This window comes from Anaerobiospirillum sp. NML120448 (assembly GCF_023050945.1).
Taxonomy (GTDB): Bacteria; Pseudomonadota; Gammaproteobacteria; order Enterobacterales; family Succinivibrionaceae; genus Anaerobiospirillum.
This window is the reverse complement of record NZ_JALKIM010000055.1, coordinates 1-23,596: the sequence shown is the minus strand read 5'-3', so window position 1 is coordinate 23,596 and position 23,596 is coordinate 1. Positions and strand designations below refer to the sequence as shown.

Annotated in this window: 4 protein-coding genes; all 4 read left to right on the top strand. The window is 41.5% G+C overall.

What is annotated here, in order from left to right:
* The first annotated feature begins 858 nt into the window (after positions 1-858).
* Entirely contained in the window at positions 859-3,303 is a 2,445-nt protein-coding gene (locus tag MXE38_RS09050) for an autotransporter outer membrane beta-barrel domain-containing protein (RefSeq protein ID WP_246914097.1), read from the top strand.
* A 934-nt stretch (positions 3,304-4,237) separates the two neighbouring features.
* On the top strand, positions 4,238-10,108 hold the full coding sequence (locus tag MXE38_RS09045) for an autotransporter outer membrane beta-barrel domain-containing protein (RefSeq protein ID WP_246914095.1): 5,871 nt from the start codon (positions 4,238-4,240) through the stop codon (positions 10,106-10,108).
* 878 nt (positions 10,109-10,986) lie between these two features.
* Positions 10,987-16,734 carry an autotransporter domain-containing protein gene (locus MXE38_RS09040; RefSeq protein WP_246914093.1) on the top strand — a complete coding sequence of 1,916 codons (5,748 nt, stop codon included), beginning with the start codon at positions 10,987-10,989 and terminating at the stop codon, positions 16,732-16,734.
* Between the two features lie 897 nt (positions 16,735-17,631).
* Entirely contained in the window at positions 17,632-23,457 is a 5,826-nt protein-coding gene (locus MXE38_RS09035) for an autotransporter outer membrane beta-barrel domain-containing protein (RefSeq protein WP_246914092.1), read from the top strand.
* The last annotated feature ends 139 nt before the right edge of the window (positions 23,458-23,596 follow it).

Genomic DNA, 23,596 nt, shown 5'->3' with positions numbered 1-23,596 from the left:
ATATTCATAGCCCCTGATTATAATCTAATTTTTATCAAAGCTTTTATAAAAATCGACTATAACTATAACTATAACTTGCCTCCTATACTGTAGGGGGGGGTGACGAACTTTTGAAATCTAGTACTAGGTGCTGAAGTAAACCTCAACTACACTAAAGAAGATACATTAACCAAGAATCAATTAGACGCTTTAACTAAAGTATTTGGTGACGGCAGCAAGATTAATGGTATTGTAAATCTTGGTGCTGGCGTAATTGAAGATCTTGAGGCTGAGGATCAGACTATTACTTGGGATGAAGCAAAAAAATATGTTGATTACTTACCAGGTATTACTACTGATAATCTCAAGGAAGCTCAGTTAACTGGTGTTACTAGCACTGTTGATAATTTAACTGGTCACTTCGGTTCTATTAAGACCGATAACACCTTTGCTTCTGGCGACTCCGTAACCTTTAATAAGAAGGGTGGTTTATACAACGCTAAGCCATTAGCTGGTGATGACTCTGGTAAGAAGTACTTTATCGTTAATGACAAGAATGAGTCATTAGGTGTTGAGGTTGCTCAGAAGGGCTATTTCACTCTTGGTGGCGAGGGTATTGTAGACAGCGTTCAATTAGGTGCTAATTCAACATTAGTTGTTAATAAGGGCTTTAATGACGTTGAAGGCAATGTCACTGTTTCTAATAACTTTGCAGGTGAAGCTACCTCTACATTAGAGGTTAAGTCTGGCACCCTAAATGTTGTTGGTACTAAGACTAAGGGCTTATCCGTAGGCACTTTAAATACCTCTGAGGGCACTTCACTCAATGCCAATATTTTAGATTTAACTGGCACAGCTGCTGGTTCTTTATCTAAGGTAATGGGTAATGTAACTGTTCAGGTTGAGGAAGGCGCAAAGGGTAATGCTTCAACCTCTATTGGTGCAGGTGGCGCTATCTTTGGTGGTAAGGAAAACAAGTTTGCAGGTTCCTTCACTGCAGCTGGCGATGTTGAGTTTACCAATGGTGGTACCTCTACTATCGATCTTACCAAGGATGTAGCTGACTTTGCTGGTGATTTAGGCATTAGTGGTGATGCTAAGGTTGTTGTAAATGGCGTATTGTCCATGACCAAAGCACCTGGTGCAACATTATCCTCTCAAGCCTTCATCAATGTTGGTGAGTACGATCCAGCAAATGCTGATAAGGTTAACTCCTCTGGCTTCTTACAAGCTCAGTACATTAGCTTAGGTGGTAATGCTTTAGCTATTGATCCAGCTTATGGCAAGAACACTTCTGTTGTAGAGGTTGGTGCCTTTACTGATACTCCTACTAACGCTAAGCCTGATGTTGTAAGCACTGTTAAGGGTGACATTTATGTTCTCCAAAACTCTGCTTTATTAGTTGGCATGAATGCTAAGGGTGATTTAGATGTAGACTCTGGTCGTGCATTCTTAGCAAGTATTCAAGAGAATGGTTCATTAACCGACCCTGAGAAGGGTGGCAAGATTGGCTCATTACTCTATGTAAACAGCCAACAGACGCTTGCTGATGGTAGCTCCATTGTTGTTGATGCTTTAGCCAACGAAAGCAATGTAGTTGATGCTAATGATGTACTTAATGCTAAGTACACTAAGGCTCAGACCTTTGGCAACACTACAGATACCGCAGATCTCTACTTAGGTAAGGGTTCTGTAATTGCTTTAGGTGCGGGCGCTCATAAGGATAATGGCTCTATCGTATTTGACTTCAAGGATGCTGCCGTATTTGCAGAGCAAGGCGGTAAGATTATTCTTGATAGCGATAGCTACCTCAAGGGTGATCGTAATGTAGTTGTATTCCAAGATCAAGATACTGACACCAACAAAAAGGGTGTTAATATCTTAGGTACTGCTGGCATCAATGATATCCGTGTTGAGACCATTAACGGCTTAATGTACTTCACCTTAACTGCAGGTAAGGAGTCAGCTGGTGGTACTTTAACTCTTGATACTACTAAGGCTGATACCGCATTTAGTCAAGCTTCTGCTCCAATGAAGGACTTCTTAGTTGGCTATACTGCTCTTACTAAGAACTGGAGTGAGTACTATGCTGATGGTTCAACTGCTGAGCGTGTAGAGTTAGTTGGCGAGCAAGGCCCAGCTGCAGAGAAGTTCACTATTGATGCTACTGGTAAGATTACTGGTTTTGTAAATGCTGCTGATTTTGCTGCTGACGATAAGGCAAGCAACTATGTAGCTATCCAGACAGGCACTAACGCTGAAACTCAGGCTCCAATCTACACTGTTTACCACAAGGCAAACAATCTCTTCTTAGAGAAGATTGCTCAGAACACTCAAGGTGCTGCCGCTGATCAAGCCGCACGTATGGGTGATTTTGGTGGTGCTGCTGAGACTGCTTTAGTTGCTACCTCTACCACTTATGACGCTGTTGCAGGTCGCTTCGGTATGGGTCAGCAGGCTGGTACTATGACTATTGCTAACAATGGTCAGGGTTCTGGCTTATGGGTAACCCCAGTTTACAAGAGCCACGAGTCTGATGGCTTCGACGCTGACGGCTTAGGCTACGGTTCTGACATTACCTTATACGGCGTAGCCTTAGGTGGTGACGTAACCTTAGCTAACGGCGTACGTGTTGGTGCTATGTTCAATGTAGGTTCTGGTGATGCTGATGGTCAAGGCGCTGCCTCTGTAGTTTCCAATGACTTTGACTACTTCGGTGGTTCTATCTACGCAGGCTATGCTATCGACAACTTCTCAATTGTTGGTGATATTTCTTACACCACTATCAATTCAGATGTTGAGGCTAATACTGAAGTAGGTAAGACTTCTACCTCCTTCGACACCACTGCTTTAAGCGTAGGTGTAACTGGTCAGTACGCCTTAAAGGTTGCTGAGATGGACGTAACTCCACATGCTGGTATGCGCTTCACTCGCATCGACATGGATGACTACAGCATCGAGTCTGCTGACTTCGGTAATGTTGGTCAATACAATGCAAGCTCTGCTAACGTATTCTCCATCCCTGTTGGTGTAACCATCTCCAAGGAGTACGTAACCGACACTTGGACTGTTAAGCCAAGCTTTGACTTGACCTTAACTGGCAACTTTGGTGATGACACTGTTGATGGTACTGTATCCTGGACTGGCGTAAGCAACTGGGACGTATCTACCAAGGCTGAGTTTGTTGACAACTTCACCTATGGTGCAGCTGTTGGCATCGCTGCTAAGACTGGCAACTTTGGTTTAGGCTTAGGCCTCAACTACACTGGCTCCTCTAACACTGATGAGTTTGGTGTAAACGCCAATGCACGTTACATGTTCTAAGCTTAAATAGAACATTTAACTAAACTACTTAGATTGAGGCTTGAGACTTGGCAGAAAGGCAAGCTCTGTTAGGTTGAGAGCCTCTTTTTAGGTAGACCAAAATACAAAAGGCAGGAAGCTTATTAAAATAAGCGTCCTGCCTTTTTGGCTTTTAACATTGGGCTTTTAAAGTTTAAAACGTCCGCCCACTGCGAAAAATACGTTAACTAAGCCATTACTGTTGTTAGGATAATGCTCTTAAAATACATATTGATTAATGTCAATTAACCTATTCTTTGTGATAAGTCAAATCACATACAATATCGCAAGACTCCCTATATCTCTGATTAGTCTTATTAAAGCTATTAAATTCACTGAACAAAGCGCTATTACTGTCTGCAACACGTTCGATAATTGTATGCATTGTTGAAATCAACAATTTTTTATTAAGTTCTGCAAATATAGGCACAATTTATGCTTTTTTTTTCGACTAATTTTTAGACACACCACTTAAAAACACCATTCCAGAGCCATTTTCATATAATTGAGCTCTACATAATTGTTTTGTCTTACAGGCCGCACTAGTAGTGCCTCTTAGTAAGTTGGTGCAAACCAACATTAGAGATGTTTGACACTTTTAAATTAGCTTTAGCGTGCTACTTTAAAAGCAAGTCATTACTACTTTTACCTCTTAGCTATAAGCCAATCTACGATTGCTTGTACAAAAACCAACTCAGGCTTTTAGCCTATTTGCACTTTAGCTTTTGCGTATATATGTAAGGAATTACTTAGTCTTACTACCAATTCCACATTATACCTAATGCTTGAACGTCTTTTTTATCAGTAAATTTAACGACCGCTCAGTACAAAGCGAGTCTTTACTATACGTTCAATAAAAGCAAGCTAAAGCTGCCAAGACAAAACATCCCACATCATTTTTCATTTCGTATTACAAATGAAGCAAACTAACAATGCCATTAAGTTCTTAATGGCTCAATACCGTGCAATCTTCCAGAATGCATATTTCAAAGGCTTAGCTACAGCAGCTGTAGTAACTATGGGATTAGCTGCTGGTCAGGCTCAGGCTAAGGCTTTGACTGATACAGATCTAACTAAAGTAACTGGTGATGTGACCATTACTGGCGACTCACAACACAGTGGTGATAAGAATCAATGGGAAAGCATTACCTTATCTGGTACCACACTAGATCTTGGTCATAATCTTACTATTAATGCAGGCGATGGTAACTCAATCACCGCAAATGGCGGCCCAGCTAAATTTACTGGTAAAGATTTAACCATTAACATTATTGACGCTAAGAACAAAGCCACTCATGGTTTAACCGTGAAGGCTACAGCTGCTTCAAGCGGAACCACTGCTACCTTTAATAATGTAACTATTACTCAAGGTCTTCTAGCAATTAATGCTGCTGACTCAGCAGATGCTGGTAAGGTTGAGGGTAAGGTAATTACTATTGGCTCAGCAGCCGTAGAAAAGCCAACTGTAAAAGCTGGCGAGCCAAATGCTGTTGTAACTTTAGGCAAGAGTGGTTCTCTCGGTATTGAGGCAACTGCCTCTGGTGATTTATCTAAATTAACCACTTTAACCTTAAATGCTGACGGTCAAATTAAGGCAATTAGTGGCGATGGTGTAACCAATACTATTCATGCAGCTAAGTTAAACATTAATGGCGGCTCAATTTTAGTTGAAGCTAAAGATGATGGTACTAGCGGTTCTGTATTGACACTTAACCTCGCTGAAGGCTCAATGAACGGTGGTAGAATTTCTATTGCCTCTGGAGACACCGCAACTCTCAATTTAAACTTTATTTCTCACAAGATTACCGATGGCACTAAGAAGCTTGATAATGTTTTTGATGCTAAGTCAGGTGATATTGTTCTAGGTAATAGCATCACAGTATCAGGTGAGGGTACATTTAAGTTAAATGGTGCTAAGGTTTATGCCTCAACTGCAGCCAAAGGACTCACAATTGGAGAGAAGACTCGCTATGAGACCTCTCTAACTGATTTAAATGGCTTACTCACAGGTAAGAATGGTGCTGAGGAATATGCTAAAGATGCTAAATCAGGTTCTTTAGTAATATCTGGTGGTACCTTAGCTATTACTAGCTCTGAGCAGATCGAGCTTAATAAAGATCTAACTTTTGCTAATGACGGCACTGCTGCCGCTGGCACTATTGTAACTACTGTAACAAAAAACAAAGCCACTTTAGAAGTTGCCAACTTATTAATTTCTGATGAGGTTAAGAGCGGTGATAAATTAGCTGTTGTAGGTAAGAACCTTACTTTAACTGCAGCTAAGGCTACTGGTTTAGAAAGCCTCTCTGCACAGAACGTGACCTTTGGTGATGGCTCTGCTGCCTATGAGTTAAAGGATGATCTTAAACTTTCTGCTACTAAGAAAATTGCTGATCCATATAAGACTGATGGTTCCAAGGTTACTGTTGCTGACACTGGCACCATGACCAATGCTGTTACCTTAGCAAGTTCTAAGAAGCTTTCTATCGAAGCTGGTAACTATCAATCTAATGGTGCTATTACTTTAAGCGGTGGCACTATTGAGGTAGGCACTGGTACTTCTGGTGTAGATGCTAAGTTAGAGCTAAGATCATCTGATACTCTTAAGCTTGATAATGGCGCAGCAAATAATGCTATTACTGTACAAGGCAATGGCGATCTAGCCTTTGGCCCTGCCTCTGTAACAAAAGAAAAGTCAACTGGCATTTTAGATATCAGTGCTGGTGAGCTTGAGATTGTAGGTAATGGTACCAACATGACCACCATTACTGCTCACAAAAATGGTGCCTTGATTGTTAGTGAAGATCAGGCTTTAGACCTTCTCAACATGTCCACCACTCCACGTAAAAATAAAGGCGCAGCTGTGCTCTTATCTGGTTCTGGTGCCCTTGTTGTTAAAGGTAATTTAACAGGTATCGATGGTATCGATGTTGCCAAGATTAAGACTGGTACTCAAGCTGCCGAAAACTCTGTAGTTCTTTCTGGTACTGGCAACGTAGTTTCTGCTAACAATGCATGGTTTACAGACTCTGCTAGCGCAGGCCTCCAATTAGGTAATGGTAACACTCTCGATATCGAGGAAACCTTAACTTTAGATGCAACATCTGGTGGTTCAGGTGCTGACTTCACTGTTAAGAATGGTACTTTACTTGTTGGTCAGTCTTTAACTTCCAATAACACTGATAAAACCATCGTTATTGGCAATGATCAAACCAATGCAGCATCTTTACAGTTAGGAATCTATGAAGTAGAGACCGATGCTTACGGCTATGAGACTACCGCTGGCTTACAAGGCAAGTTAGAGTCTCACTCTGCTGAAACTGGCTCTGTAGGCGTTAACCTTAAGCTTGTGGGTAAGGATAGCACCGATTCAGCTAAATTAGATGTAGTATTTGGCAAGTGGACTGCAAAGGATATCGATGCTGTTAAGGCTAAGATTTCCGTTGGTGAGTCAGGCAGCACTATCCAATACCCAGAGACTGCTGTACCTAGCTTAACTGCAGGCAAGCTCACTTTAGGTGAAGATGCCTCCTTAACTGTAAACGCTGGTACTGATGCTACCTTTGATGCCTTAACCATGAATGGTGCCTCTGGCTCTAAGATGGAAATTTTAGGCAAGGTTACTATCAATGGCTTAGAGAAAGTAACTGATGGTAATCAGGAAGCTGGCTATAACGTTTCTAGCGGTGATATCACTGTTAATGGTCGTGATGCAAGCTTAACTTTAGGTTCCAAGGCTTTAGCAGACTTAGACTTTGCTGGTACTACCTTAGATGCTAACAATAAGTACCTAAATAACATTGCTCTTGATGAATACGCTGTATTAAAGCTAGATTTAGCTGATACTGTAAGCCTCAATAAGGACAAGATTGCTGAATTACGTAAGGAATTCATCAAGGATAATTCTGGCGCTGCATTAACTTCTGGTTATATCCATTTAGGCGCTGCCCAGATCGAAGGTTTAACCATCGATAAGGACACCAATACTATTCAGTGGTCTAACTACAAGGACTTCTCTGATATTCAGGGTGGTACTTTCAAGGATATCCTCACTGAAGACCTAACCAATGCTAAGTTAGTAGTAACCAAGGACAATGCTTCTGATACTATTCAAGCTAACGTAGGTTCTATTGATATTGCTGCTAATAGCATTACTTTAGGCGATTCTACCTTACATAATGCCGCTGGCAACAATGGTTCTTTCATTACCAATAGCACAGCTACTGGTGAGGATAAGACCGTTGGTACAGCAACCGTAGCTGCAAACGCTACTGTTGGCCTCTACAACGGCGGTAAGCTTGGCAATGTTAAGTTAACCTCTGGCTCAGCAACTACCAGCACTGTATTAAACATCGTTTCTGATAAGGCTGATACTAACCTTACCAGCATTACTGGTGCAGATAATACTGTTGTAAATGTTGACGGTAAGACTGTAGTAGCAAAAGACATTAAGAATGTTTCTAAGCTTGTTGTTAACAAGGATTTGACTGTTAAAGGCAATGTAGCTGTAGACTTCTTATCTAACGATGAGGGTAAGGTTGCAACTATTGCTGCTAAGAACTTAACTGTTAAGGGCAATTCTGGCAGCGCTACTGAGAACATCGAGTTCGGTGGCAACTTAGATGTTTACAATAAGGCTGAGTTCCAGGATGACACTGTTTTAACTGGCACATCCAATAAGGTTAAGACCTTAGAGTTTGCTAAGGGAGCAAAGATTGCAGCAGGCTTAACAGTAGCTGAAACCTTATCCATGAAGGGTGGTAATAGCACTGAACTCTTTGTTGGTACTCCAGCAACTACTGATGATGCTGGCAATAATGCAGTTTTAGTTGTTAATAAGTTAGATCTACAAGGTGCTACCTTAACTGCTGATCCATCTTTTGACAAGCCAGCTAACATCGTAATTGCACAACAATTAGGCGCTGCTAATATCATTCCTAATACTGGCGCTCAGGCTGGTAAATTAGACGGTACTATCCAGACCTTACAAAACAGCATTGTAGCTGTTGGTGTTTCTGTAGATGATAAGGATCAAGCCATTGCTAAGGCTAAGGTATTTGACTCCTTAATGACTGCTAATGGTTCTTTACAGGCCGATAAGGTTGGTGCAATTTCTTATGTTGCTAAGACCTTAGACTTAGCTTCTGGTGCCAAGATTCGCACTGCTAAGCAAAATGCAGAAGAGTTTAATAAGATCTTAGCTGCTAACACTACTGCTGCTGCCGCTGATATTTATATTGGCGACAATGCTGCTTTAGCTGTTGATATTGATGCCTTAAATGATGGTCGTGGTGCTATTAAGTTTGCTACTGATGATGCTAAGGTTTATGCAGCTAATGCTGATAGCTCCAAGGTATTAATTGCTGGTAAGTTATCATCCTTACAAGGCAAAATCGATCTATTTGATACCAAAACTGGCGCTGGCAATGTAACCTTACAAGGTGCTAATAAGTTAACTGTACAAACCATCAATGGCTTGTATGCTTACACCTTAACTGGTAATACCTTAAACAACCCTTTTGATCTTGAGTTCCAAATTGATAAGGCAAATCAAGACTTTGATGTTGTTTCTGCTCCAGTAAAGGACACCTTATTAGCAGCTGGTGCTGGCTTCATTGATTATGCTGGCGATAAGAAGACTCCAGTCTTAGGCGCTGTAGCTGCTGGCTACTCCTATGATCAGGGCAAGCTAATGTTAGGTACCACTGAGGTTACTGATGCTAAGGAATTAGCTAAGTTTGACTTAACCAACTCTACTAAGGATGTTGTTTACTACAACTCTGAGAATGCCTTATTAGAGGGTATTTTAACCTTAGGTAACAATGCTGTTGATGCAGAAACCAATGCACGTTTAGCTGTATTTGGTGGTGCTCCACAGGCTGCTATTGAGGCTGGTGCTTCTACTTATGAGGCTATTTCTGCTCGCATGGGTGTTGGTGTAAGCGGCGTTAGCGCAGCAGCTAACGGTCAGGGCGGCGCAATCTGGGTAACTCCAGTTTACAAGAGCGCTGATGCTGATGGCTTTAATGCTGACAACAAGTCCTATGGTGCTGATGTTAAGCTTTACGGCTTAGCCTTAGGTGCTGACATTGAAGTTGCTCCAAACTTCAAGGTTGGTGGTATGTTCAACGTAGGTTCTGGTGATGCTGATGGTCAGGGCTTAGGTTCTAACGTATCTAACGACTTTGATTACTACGGCTTAGGCTTATATGCTGGCTACAGCATGGATGCCTTCTCCTTAGTAGCTGACGTTACCTACACTGCTGTAGACAACGATATCGAAGGCAACACTGACTTAGGTAAGGTAAATGCCTCTATCGATTCTACTAACCTTTCTGTAGGTGTAACTGGTCAGTACAAATTATCCTTAGCTGGTATGGACGTAACTCCACACGCTGGTTTACGTTATTCCATGATTGATATGGATGACTACTCCACTGCTTACTCACAGAATGATAGCGATAGCATCAATATCTTCTCTATTCCAGTGGGTGTAACCATTGCTAAGGAGTATGTAACTGATACTTGGACTGTTAAGCCAAGCTTTGACTTGACCTTAACTGGCAACTTTGGTGATGACGAGATTGACGCTACCGCTAAGTGGAACGGCTACTCCAACTTATCTACCACTGTTAAGTCTGAGATCATGGACAACTTCACTTATGGTGCAGCTGTTGGTGTATCAGCTACCTCTGGCAACTTTGGTTTAGGCTTAGGCATCAACTACACTGGCTCTTCTAACACTGATGAGTTTGGTGTAAACGCCAATGCACGTTACATGTTCTAAGCTTAAATAGAGCATTTAACGAAAAAACTCTTAAATTGAGGCTTGAAACTTAGCAGAAAGGCAAGCTCTGTTAAATTAAGAGCCTCTTTTTAGGAAGTTAAAAATACAAAAGGCAGGAAGCTTATTAAAATAAGCATCCTGCCTTTTTGGCTTTTAATTTTCGATTTTAAACAGCAACAAAGAAAAGTTCTCTACTCTCTCTACTTTTGCTTGTTAGCATGTGTTCTTAGCTGTAATGAAAATTTCCTACCTATCAAACTCTATTTTCTAGAAATACAAACCAGTGACCTTAAACTTTTCTTTTTGCTAAAAGATTACGCACTACAAGCATTAATTATGTCTAATATAAGTTTGACTTCATTTAGTTTTAAAAAGTTAACAAAATAGGCATAGATTATGCTTTTTTTTTTTTCGACTAATTTTTAGACACACCGCTTAAAACACCATTCCAGAGCTCTTTTTACGTCATTCGAGCTCTACGTAGTTGTTTTGTCTTACATCCCGCATTAGTAGTTTCTCTTTTAAGTTGGTGCCTACCAACACTAGAGAATTTGACCCACTTAAATTAGCTTTAGCGTGCTACTTTAAAAGCAAGTCATTACTACTTCTACCTCTTAGCTACGAGCTAGTAAAAGATAGCTTGTACAACCTTAACTTAGGCCACAAGGCCTATATGCACTTTAGCTTACATGTATATGTCAGGAACAATCAAGTCTTACGACAAGTTCCACACAAAAACCTAATGCTTGAAGGTCAATTTTATCAGTAAACAAAACGCCCGCTCAGTACAAAGCGGCCCCTTTACTGCGACCTCAAACCAAACAAGCTAAAGCTGCCAAGACAAAACATCCCACTCATTTTTCATTTTTATATTACAAATGAAGCAAACAAACAACGCCATTAAATTCTTAATGGCTCAATACCGTGCAATCTTCCAGAATGCATACTTCAAAGGCTTAGCTACTGCCGCCGTCGTAACCATGGGCTTAGCCGCTGGCCAAGCTCAGGCTGCTGACCTTGAAAACTTTGATAGCATCACAGCTAATCAAGAAATTAATGTTGCTGGTGATTTTGATAAAGTAAATATTGCAGGCTCAACCTCTACTGCAGAAGCTTTTACTTTAACTATTAAGTCTGGGGCAGATAATAAGATTGCTGGCGGCAGCGCTGCTGACACTACAGTAACTGCAAATAGTGGAACTATTATTATCAATGGTACTGACACTGATCAAGCCAAGACTAAATTAGAGGTAGCTGGCATTGCTACTGGAGCAGCAACTCTATCTGTTAAAGACTTACAAGTTATTAATGGCACTCTTGCTTTAACTAGTGCTACAAAGGCTGCCACTGTTGAAGCTGATACTATTACTCTTGGTAAATTAGCCAATGATCCAAGCGCTAAAGCAACTACTGGCGCTTTAGTTACCTTAGCCTCTGGTTCTACCTTAGGTAAGGTTTCTGATGCTGGCGGTACTACCTTAAAGCTTTTAGGTAGTTCTGAAATTAAGATGGTTGGTGCTGGCGCTGCTGTAGACGGCATTAACATCAAGGCAGCCGATCTTCAAATTTCAGGTGGTGCAATTACCTTAGGTGATGGCACACAGGCTGACAAGGCTACCATTACTATTTCTCAAGGCAGCATGTCTGATGGCTCCATCACTGTTGCTAAGAGTGGTGAAGCTACTATCGCTGCACAACAACCAGCTAACTCAACTGACGCAGTTAAATTTGACGTAACTGGTGGCAGTGTTGAAGTTTCAGGTACTTTAAAGGTTTCTGAAAATGTAGAAATGTCTGTTGGTGGCGATGCAAAGCTTTACTCAAAGTCTGATGAAGCCTCTGGTATCGATATCGCTTCTGGTGGTGTATTCAAGGCTTCAAAGGATGCTTTAATTGGTTTAACCACTGGCAAGAATGCCGAAGGTTCTGAAGTTGCAGCTGGCGCTACTGTAAGCGGATCTGTTCTTGTAGCTAAGGGCGGTAAACTCCATATCACTGGCGAGAATGTTACTTTAGATGGCTTAAAGTTTGACTCAGGTACTGCGCTTTCAGGAAGCACTATTGTTTCAACAGCTACAGGCGGCGATTCAATTCTTGGTTTTGACTCTCTTCTTATTGATAAGAAAGCAGAAAAAGCTGATAAGTTTAATGCCGAAGTTGCTGGTAAGTTAACCTTAGGTTCTGGCGACTACAATGGTGGCGCTACTGGTGACAAGAACTTTAACGCTATTACTGCACAAAGTTTAGCTGTTGGCTCTAATGCTGCATTTAACGTAGGAGACGCAATTACTCTTACTAGCATCAATGCTAAGTCTACCGAGGCTGATAAGGCAACTGCTGGCACCATTACAGGTGACTTTGACCTTAAGGCAGCTACTGGTGATTTAACCGTTAAAGGCGGCAAGTACAACTCCAGCTCCAATTTAACTCTAACCTCAGGTGACTTATCTGTTGTAGCCAATGGCGACAATACCTCTGAGTTAACTTTAACTGGTAATGTAGTATTTAATACAGCAGAAGCAACAAACGGTAAGTTAATTGCTTCTGGCACAAAAGCAGAAGATGTTGATCGTGTTGTTTTAGATGCCTCTGCTGCTACCCTTTCTTACAATGAAAGCGAAGCTGCTTCTGCAAAAGGCAATGCAACAATCAATGTTGATTATGCAACCATGAAGCTCAATGGTGAGAACCTTTCTGAGTTATTTGAGCGTACATCTACAAGTGGAGCTATTGCTACTGTAAACAATGGCGGTAAGCTTGTTGTAAGTGGCGACCTAGAGCTTAATGCAGATCAAATCGTAAATACTGGACTCGCCACCGCAAAATCTGGTATTAACTTAACTAGTGGTTCTGTATCTGTATCTGACACTTTAATCATTAATAATGCTGATACTTTAAGCCTTGGCGCAACTGCAACTGATAATGCCAAGGTAAAGGCTAAGACCATTCAGACTGCTTTAAGTGATACTAAAGTAGTAAGCGCATTAAAGTCTGGTACTTTTGCCGTTACTGAAGGTTTAGTTACCGATTCAACCAAGGGCTTTGAGTTAGGTGAGAAAGCTACCTTACAATTAGGTGATTTTGCCAAGGTATCTAAGGATGTATACGCTTCTGAGAGTGCTAATGGTAATATCAATAGTGCTTTAGTTCTCAATCATGCAGATTCTGCTTTAAATGTATTGGCTGGTGATTGGAAAGCTAAGGATCTAACTGTAACTCTTGGTCAACTAACTGTTGGTAATGATGGCTCTAAATTAGATGCTAAGGGAGATGCTCTAAAGAGCTCTTTAACTGTTGATAATTTAGTTGTTTCAGACTCAACTAAGGCAGTTAATGTAACTAAGCAAGGCACTTTAGCAGCTACTGAAATTAAAGTAGATAGCGGCTCAATCGTAGTTTCTGGCAATATGTCAATTGCTGGCAAGTACGCCGCAGCTACCTCAGGCGATAGCGCAACTCCAGAGTCTTTTGGTATTTCCTTAAAAGATGACGCTATTACCTTAAAGGAAGGCGCAACTTTAACCTTAGGCGCTGATGCTAACCATGCTTTAGGTTTAGCTGATGCTACTGGTGTAGTAAGTGCTGTAACTGTAAAGGGTGGCTTTGATCAAGCAGGTTCTTTAGTCGGTGAAAGCTTCTCTACTGTTAAATTAACCTTAGGTAGCGATGTTTCCTTTGATGCTAAAGGCTTAGAGGGCTTAAAGACTGCTTTATTTGGCACCTCAGGCACTTCAGGCACCATTTCTTTAGGTGATGCTAAGATTGATTTAGCTTATCAAGGTACCGAAGAAGAGCCTATCTTAGAGTGGAAGGACGTAACAGCTGATCAGAAGCTTGTACTTCCTAACTTCTCCGATGAAAAGACTAAGATCACTACCCTTAAGTTAACTGACACTGGTCCAATTCTTGGCCACTTTGGTTCTGTTGAAGCAACTGGTGTAGCCAGCTCCCAGCAAATCGTTGTTGGCAACAATGGCTCTTTAAATAGCGCTGACGTTGTGTCTGGCTCCGCTAATAAGCTCTTTGCCTACAATGAGAAGGGCGAGGTTTTAGGCTTATCTGTTCAAGATAAGGTAAACTTTGCACTCGTTAATGGCGGTGAGGCTGGCAAGGTAACCTTAGGTACTGACTCTTCATTATTAGTTGATGGCGGTCAGGCTAACGGTAAGACTGTTTTAGCTGAGTTAACTGGTAAGAAGTCTGCAAAGGTAACTATTGCTGGTGACTTAGATGTAAACGGCAAGTTAGAGCTTAACAAGGTTGAGTCCAAGGAAGGCACTACCTTAAATGTAGCTAAGGATGCTACTTTTGCAGGTATTTCTACCTTAGCTGGTAAGACTGTAGTAACAGGCAAACTTACTGCTGACAACGCCTTTACCTCTACTGGTGATTTACAAGTAACTGGTAAGACTACCTTTAAGGATGCTGCTAACCTCTCTGGTCAAAACATTGCTTTAGGCGAAGTTGAGTTTACTGGTGCTGCCACCTTAGCTGGTCAAAACACTACTTTAGGTGTAGCAACCTTTAAGGCTGACTCTGCTATTACTAAGGGCCAGACCTTTGCTTCTGATGTTAAGTTAGGTACTGGTGTTGACTTAGTTGTTGGCACTGAGCCTTCTGAGGCCTTACCAGATGGTGCTTCTGCTAACTTAGTAACTGATAAGTTAACCTTAGCTGGTGGTACTTTATTTGTAGATCCTTCCTACAATGTTCCAAGCTCTATCGTGGTAACTGGTGAGTTAACTGGTGCTGTTGCAACTGACAAGACCGATGCTGGTTCTTTAGGTGGTACTGCTGTAGCTTTACAGAACTCCATTTTAGCTGTTGGCTTAGACACTACCGATAAGGCTGCTGCTTTAGCCGCTGTTAAGTCTGAGTTAGCTCCTTTATTCAAGGCTAACGGTGCACTTGATAAGGATAAGATTGGTGCTGTAGCTTACACTGCTAAGACTATTACTTTAGGTACTGGTGACAAGTTAGTTGTTGATTCAACTAAGTCTTTAACTGACTACAATAAGGCTCCAGTAACCACTCAGGCTTTATACTTAGGTAAGAACTCAGCTTTAGCAGTTGATGCTCAGGCATTTGAGGGTACTAAGGCTCCTGTTACCTTACAGAACAACTCAGCAGTTTATGCTGGTGAGGGTGCTAAGGTTCTCTTAACTGGCTCTAATGTTGTTGCTGCTGCTAATGGCAAGGCCTTATTTGCAGGTACTGGCTTAACTCTTGATAGTGCTACTTTAGATGCAGATAAGAACAAGGCATTACGTGTAGAGACCATCAATGGTTGGTTTACTCAGAACTTAACTGATTTAAGCACTACCTTAGCTTTAACTGTTAATGATCAAAAGATTAAGGGCGACTTAGCTGGTGTTTCCGCTCCTGTTGCTGATACCGTAATGTCTGTTGCTTATGGCCATAAGAACTATGAGGCTGTAAAGGCTGATCCTCAAGCTAAGAAAGACGTTGTATATGGTGTAGTAGCTGGCTTCTACAAGAACCCAACTGACAACAAGTTCTACAGCGACGCTGAGTTCACTAAGGAAGTTGATACTACTAACTTAACTGAGCAATTAAAGAATCACCAAGTTGATGAGAACAATGCAGTTTACTTCGCTCCAAAGAACGAGTTAATCGACAACATTGTTTACAACAATGGCTCTGCTATCGATGCTGAAACCAATGCACGTTTAGCTGTATTTGGTGGTGCTCCACAAGCTGCTATTGAGGCTGGCGCTTCTACCTACGAGGCTATTTCTGCTCGCATGGGTGTTGGTGTAAGCGGCGTTAGTGCAGCAGCTAACGGCCAGGGCGGCGCAATCTGGGTAACCCCAGTTTACAAGAGCGCTGAGTCTGATGGCTTTGCTGCTGACAACAAGTCCTATGGTGCTGATGTTAAGCTTTACGGCTTAGCCTTAGGTGCTGACATTGAAGTTGCTCCAAACTTCAAGGTTGGTGGTATGTTCAATGTAGGCTCTGGTGATGCTGATGGTCAAGGCTTAGGTGCTAACGTATCTAACGACTTTGATTACTACGGCTTAGGCTTATATGCTGGCTACAGCATGGATGCTTTATCATTAGTAGCTGACGTTACCTACACTGCTGTAGACAACGATATTGAGGGTAACACTGACTTAGGTAAGGTAACTACCTCTATCGATTCTACCAACCTTTCTGTAGCTGTTACTGGTCAGTACAAGTTATCTGTTGCTGGTATGGACGTAACTCCACACGCTGGCTTACGTTATTCAATGATTGATATGGATGACTACTCAACTGCTTACTCACAGAATGATAGCGATAGCCTCAATATCTTCTCAGTACCAGTTGGTGTAACCATTGCTAAGGAGTACGTAACTGATACTTGGACTGTTAAGCCAAGCTTTGACTTGACCTTAACTGGCAACTTTGGTGATGACGAGGTTGACGCTACCGCTAAGTGGAATGGCTTCTCCAACTTATCTACCACTGTTAAGTCTGAGATCATGGACAACTTCACCTATGGTGCAGCTGTTGGTGTATCAGCTACCTCTGGCAACTTTGGTTTAGGCTTAGGTGTTAACTACACTGGCTCCTCTAACACTGATGAGTTTGGTGTAAACGCCAATGCACGTTACATGTTCTAAGCTTAAATAGAGCATTTAACTAAACTACTTAGATTGAGGCTTGAGACTTATCAGAAAGGCAAGCTCTGTTAAATTGAGAGCCTCTTTTTAGGTAGTCCAAAATACAAAAGGCAGGACGCTTTGAACAAAGCTCCCTGCCTTTTTGGCTTTTAGCAAAATACTTGTAAAGTTTAAAACGCCCACTCAGCAAATGGGAAATTTGATAAACAAGCCCTTATTGTTGGGAAATGTTCTTAATGTACAAATTGATTAACACCAATTTAAATCCATGCTTTATGCATAGTTCACATCACACTGACATACCGCAAACTTGCCTTTAATTAGCCTTTTCTCTTCTTTTAAGTTTGCTCAGCTATGAGACACTTCTAACAATTACAAACTACCAAATTAGATATTTTGCGGGAAAAGATAATTTTTTATTAGATTTCAACGATATAGGCACAATTTATGCTTTTTTTTTTCGACTAAATTCTAGACGCATCGTCTTAAAACACCCGCCATGGGCTCATTCGTCTTTTCGAGCTCTTTCTTGTGTTTTGTCTTATCTTTCCCGCACTAGTAGCATTAAATAGAAAATAGACTTGAACTAATATAAGCTTTAGCGTGCTTATCATTATAAGGTCTTTGCTGCTTTTACCTCTTAGCTACAAGTTAATCACTTTACTTGTACAAATCATTTAAGGCGTTTAGCCTTATCGCTCTTTATCTTGCCTTTATCTTGTAAGACTTTATTCACTGAAGTTAACTCTTACATCATATCACAAGCTTATAGCCTCCCAATTTCTAGTAAAAACTATCATGCTCAGTACTAAGCGTGCTCTTTTGCTATGGCCATAAACTGCAATATAAAGCGCCAAGACAAAACAATCACATTATCTTTCATTTTTTTAAATACAAATGAAGCAAACAAATAACGCCATTAAGTTCTTAATGGCTCAATACCGTGCAATCTTCCAGAATGCATACTTCAAGGGTTTAGCTACCGCTGCTGTAGTAACCATGGGCTTAGCCGCTGGCCAAGCTCAGGCTGCTAAAGATGCAAATGCTGCATTTACTGGCGCAGAAGAAATTCCAGCAGAGCAAACCTTAATAATTACTGGCAAGACAGTTAGTGATCCTGATACAAATTTAAATCAATATAAGTCTTTTGAGATTGCAGCCACCCCTACTGGCACATTTGCAGGCAATATTGAGATTAAGGATGGCGCAAAAGCCAATAACTTTATTAAGGGAGCTGCAGCAATTGAGTTTACTGCAAACAACCTCACAATTGCTACTAGTGCTGCTGCTAATGGTTTAACTATTACTGGACAATCTGGTAACAAATCAGTAGACGCAACCTTTAATGAAATTAAAATCACTAAGGGTGATCTTGAATTAGTTGGAGATGCAGCAGGTAAAGCAACTTTAAATGCTACAAAGATCTCTTTAAGTGGTGCTGCTGCAAATGAGGCTCTTCTTACTGTAGGTGCAAATACCATTACTGGTTATGCTTTAGATGGTCAAGGAGCTGCAGAGCAGGCTCCAGCAGCTGGTGCAGCAAAGGACTTAGCTAACTATACCTCATTAGAATTAGGCACAAATAGTAAGCTTGCATCTACTGCTTCTGCAAGTGATGCTACTGTTTTAAATGTTGGTTCATTATCAATTAATGGTGGCGATCTTAATGTTGCTAAAGGCGCTACAGCAGCTACTGATGCTCTTACATTAAACCTTGTTCAAGGTGAACTTCTTAATGAGGGTAAAATTACTACTGTAGCAAGTGGTACCTTATCAGTAAAGTTTGCTGATGGTGACTTCGTTAAGGACGGCACCGCTGTTGAGAAGAAGTTAACCTTAACTAAGGGTACCTTAGACTTAACTGGTGGCATGACCTTATCTAATGAGGGTAAGTTAGTAGTAACTGACAAACTTGATGACTTAACTGTTCAAGGTACCGCAGGTATTACATTAACTAATAAGGCCGCTTTTGCTCCTACTGACGTTGCAAATGCTAAGGCTGTAGCAGGTAAGCTTCCACTCACTATTGGTGAAAAGGGTGTATTAGACTTTGGCGCTACAGAAACCAACCTTGATGATCTTACCTTTGCTGCAACTGCTGCAACTACAGGTAATAAGATTGGTTTAGCTGCTACTGGTCTTATTAAGGGTGATACTCTTTCCTTAACCAAGGATTTAGGTGCTGCTGGTATTGTTTCTGGTAAGACTTTAAATGTTAATGCAGCAGCAGCTGTTTCAAATGCAACTCTTCAAGCAACTTCTGCATTAAATGTTGGTACTAATACTCAAGCCAAGAAGGTTATCTTAACTTTAGATAATATTGAGGCCATCAATAAGAAGTATGAGAGTATTACTCCAGATACTACAAAAAATGCATCTATTAAAGCAGACCTCTTAGCAGAAAGTGGTTCTTTAGGTACTGTTGCAAATGTAACTGATGGTGTTTTAAATATCCATGCCGCTTCTGACGCTGCTTTAGATGTTGTTGCAGGTACTTGGAATACTAATGGTGTTGACATTGTTCTTGGTTCTGGCACAGAAGCAGGTGCCTTAAACGTTGGTGCTGCTGATACTGCTTTAGGATCCAATAAGACTGCTGCTAAGCTTGTATTTGGCTCTGATTCAGTTTTAACCTTAACAAAAGGCACTGTAACTGTTGGATCAGCTACCAATGCAAACCTATTAGGTGCTGAGTTAGATATCTCTGCCTTACAAGAAGGTAATTTATCCTCAGCAAGTGGCGCTATCAGCGTAGAGAGTGGCGGTACTATTTTAGCTAACTCTGTATTGATCGATACTTTAGTTGATTCTACCAAAGACCTAAAGGTAACCATTTCCTCAGGTGGTGTACTTGATATCGCTGAAGGTTTAGAGATTAATGCTGATACATTAGCAGTAGCATCAGCAGCAGGAAAGGGTAAATTAGCATTTAATGGTAAGACTGGTGAAGGCTTACAAGCAACCTTAAAGTCCGACTCTGTAACCATCAATAAGGCCACTGGCAACAGTGTAAATATTGGTGAGTTTGGTGTTATCGAGGCTAATACCTTAACCCTTAACAATGATAATGGTGGCACTCTTGAAAACGTTAAGTTAGATTCTGGCTCGTTCATTGTTAAGCAGACTCTTACCTCTGAGGGTTCTGACCTAAAGGCAACCTTAGGCAGCGCAAATTCAGTTTTACAATTAGGTAAGATTGTTGAAAAAGGCGATTACTCAGAGTTAGCTAGCGCTTCTGGTTCTTCTACCCTTGATTTAGACTTAACATCTGGCTCTAAGGTTAACGTTGTTGGCGGTCAGTGGGGCTTACAAGACGTTACTGTAACTAACGGTAAATTTACTGTAGGTCAAGATCTCTCTTCAGATCCAGCTCGTGATGCTAACGGTGATGCAATTACCGCTCAGGTAAGTGGCGGCAAGTTAACTCATAGTGCTGGCACTGTTACCATTAAAGAGGGCAGCTCTGCTAAGTTTACCGAGTTATTCACTACTAATGGTGCAACCACTACTGTAAATGGCGTATTGACTGTTCTTGGTCAAGAGAATGCTAAATCAGATACAAACACCCAGGCTGACTTTGGCGCTTCCATTGATAGCAATATCGATGTAACTGGTGCAAACGCTAAGTTAGTAATTGGTACTAATGCTTTAGGTTCTATCAAGGGCTACAAGGCCAGCGGTGCAGGCATTGAATATACTACCGATGTAGATCCATTATTTGGTACTAATGGTAAGGTAAGCTTAGACCAGTTTGGTACCTTAGAGCTTCAATTTGCTGAGAATACTAAGTTTAACTTAAATGACTTAGCAAGCTTACGTAAGGGTGTTACTGGTGAGACTGATTCTTTAGAGGCAGGCTTTATTTCTATTGGTAATGCTTCCTTAACTGACTCTGTAGTTTCTGGTGGTACTATTACTGCTGAGAACTTAGATAAGATCAAGGACTTCAAGGATATTGTTATCAAAGATATCGCTGATGCTACTGTAACAGGAGTTGACTCTACTACAGTAGTAACTGGCAACGTTGGTAATATCCAGGCTGATGCTAATGTATCCAAGGTTCAGATTGGTCAAGCTACCTTAAATAAGGCTAACAAGGATGGCCAATTTGCAGTTGATGCAAATGGCAAGCAGGTTGATCTTGCTGTAAGTAAGGAAGGCGGCTACTTACACTTAGTAAATGATGGCGAAGCTAAGAACATTACTTTAGCTAATGGTGTCTCTGCAACTCAAAAGACCAACTTAGTTGTTAAGGGCAAGGCTGATGGCCAAACCATTATCAACTCTGTAAAGGCTGGCACTGCTACTAACACCAACTTTGAGGTAGCCTCTGGTAATGTTAAGGTTACCCAGGGCGTTCAAGTAGGCACTTTAAACACTGCTAAGGACACTACTTTAACTGCTGAGAGCTTAAACATCACCGCTTCTGCTGACGGCGCCACTTCTGAGATTTGGGGCACTGTTAATGTAGCTAAGAATGCTACCTTTGAAGGTGACTTAAACGTTGGTGGTCAATTTGCAGTATCAGGTGACTTAGCTGCTAAGGGTGAAACCTATGTTGCTAAGGACGGCCTATTAACTGTTGACGGCATGCTTACAGCTTCTGACACTCTTGTTGTTGGTTTAGATGACGAGAAGGATGCTCAAGGTAATGTAATTGAGTCTGGCTCTACTGGCTACTTATTTGCTAAGACCTTGAACTTAAATGGTCAAACATTATTTGTTGATCCTGAGTTTGGCGATAAGACCTCCATTGCTGCTGTTAAGAACTTCGGTGATAACAAGAATAATAAGAAAGATGCTGGCGTAATTGATGGTGATGTAGTTGTTGGTAAGAATGCTGCTTTAATGGCTGGCCAAGACGCTACTATCGCTGCTATGCAGGACTATATCTCTCAATATCAACAAAATGGTTCTTTAGTTAAGGGCCAAGTTGAGAATATTGTCTACTTAGCTGATAAGGTCACCTTAAAGGAAGGCTCTAAGATTATTCTTGATAGCAAGCGTTCTTCTGAGGAAATTGTAGACGAAATCACTAAGGGTGCTACTGGCGCTTACGCTGCTCAATTCAGCGGTGCAGGCAGCAATGTTGTAGCAGATCTCTACTTAGGTTCTAACTCTGTATTAACAGTTAGCGACAATATCTTAGGCGCTGACCAAGGTGTAGCAATTCACTTCAATAAGACTGATGCTGCTATTTTAGGTGAGCAGGGCTCTAAGATTGTATTAGATGGCGAGAGCTTCTTAAATAGCCGTGAGTTTACCTTATTTACAGATAAGGGCACTGGCACAGGTACTGATACTGGTGTAAAGGTATTAGGTACTAACAACATTACTGTTGAGTCCCTCAACGGCTTACTCGTTGATTACCTTGAGGCTGGTAAACAAGATGGCAACATCTCATTATCCCTCAACAAGAAGGAGTTAGATTCTAAGCTCTTAGGTGCTTCTGCTCCAATGCGTGACTTCTTAATTGGCTTTGCTGATCGTAAGGTTAACTGGGAAGAAGTATTAAATGCTCCAGCTGGCACACCAGTTACCCCAGAGTACTTAGTTGCAGGCAAGGCTGATGTTCTCAACGCTGATGGCACTGCTATTGACAATGCTAAGTTACCAGAGGGTACTACTGCTAAGGACTTTGTAATTCTTACTGAAAAGGTTGACGGTCAGGATAAGAAGGTTGCTTATCGCTTAGCTACCAACCAGTTCTTAGAGAAGGTAGTGCGTAATACTGATGGCGCTGCCGCTGATCAGGCCGCACGTATGGGTGACTTTGGTGGCGCTGCTGAGACTGCTTTAGTTGCTACCTCTACCACTTATGATGCTGTTGCAGGTCGCTTCGGTATGGGCCAGCAGGCTGGTACTATGACTATTGCTAACAATGGTCAAGGTTCTGGCTTATGGGTAACCCCAGTTTACAAGAGCCACGAGTCTGACGGCTTCGACGCTGATGGATTAGGCTACGGTTCTGACATTACCTTATACGGCGTAGCCTTAGGTGGTGATGTAACCTTAGCTAACGGCGTACGTGTTGGTGCTATGTTCAACGTAGGTTCTGGTGATGCTGATGGTCAGGGTGCTGCCTCTGTAGTATCTAATGACTTTGACTACTTCGGTGGTTCTATCTACGCAGGCTATGCTATCGACAACTTCTCTATCGTTGGTGATGTTTCTTACACCACTATCGACTCTGATGTTGAGGCTAACACTGCTGCTGGCAAGACCTCTACCTCCTTTGATACCTCTGCTTTAAGCGTTGGTGTAACTGGTCAGTACGCCTTAAAGGTTGCTGAGATGGACGTAACTCCACATGCTGGTATGCGCTTCACTCGCATCGACATGGACGACTACACCATTGAGTCTGCTGACTTCGGTAATGTTGGTCAATACAATGCAAGCTCTGCTAACGTATTCTCCATCCCTGTTGGTGTAACCATCTCCAAGGAGTATGTAACCGATACTTGGACTGTTAAGCCAAGCTTTGACTTGACCTTAACTGGCAACTTTGGTGATGACACTGTTGATGGTACTGTATCCTGGACTGGCGTAAGCAACTGGGATGTATCCACCAAGGCTGAGTTTGTTGACAACTTCACCTATGGTGCATCCGTTGGCATCGCTGCTAAGACTGGCAACTTTGGTTTAGGCTTAGGCCTCAACTACACTGGCTCCTCTAACACTGATGAGTTTGGTGTAAACGCCAATGCACGTTACATGTTCTAAGCTTAAATAGAGCATTTAACTAAAACTACTTAAATTGAGGCTTGAGACTTAGCAGAAAGGCAAGCTCTGTTAGGTTGAGAGCCTCTTTTGAGGTAGGCCAAAATACAAAAGGCAGGATGCTTATTAAAATAAGCATCCT

Coding starts and splice junctions, on each gene's coding strand:
- MXE38_RS09050 (WP_246914097.1), top strand. CDS start 859: ATGGGTAATGTAACTGTTCAGGTTGAGGAAGGCGCAAAGGGTAATGCT.
- MXE38_RS09045 (WP_246914095.1), top strand. CDS start 4,238: ATGAAGCAAACTAACAATGCCATTAAGTTCTTAATGGCTCAATACCGT.
- MXE38_RS09040 (WP_246914093.1), top strand. CDS start 10,987: ATGAAGCAAACAAACAACGCCATTAAATTCTTAATGGCTCAATACCGT.
- MXE38_RS09035 (WP_246914092.1), top strand. CDS start 17,632: ATGAAGCAAACAAATAACGCCATTAAGTTCTTAATGGCTCAATACCGT.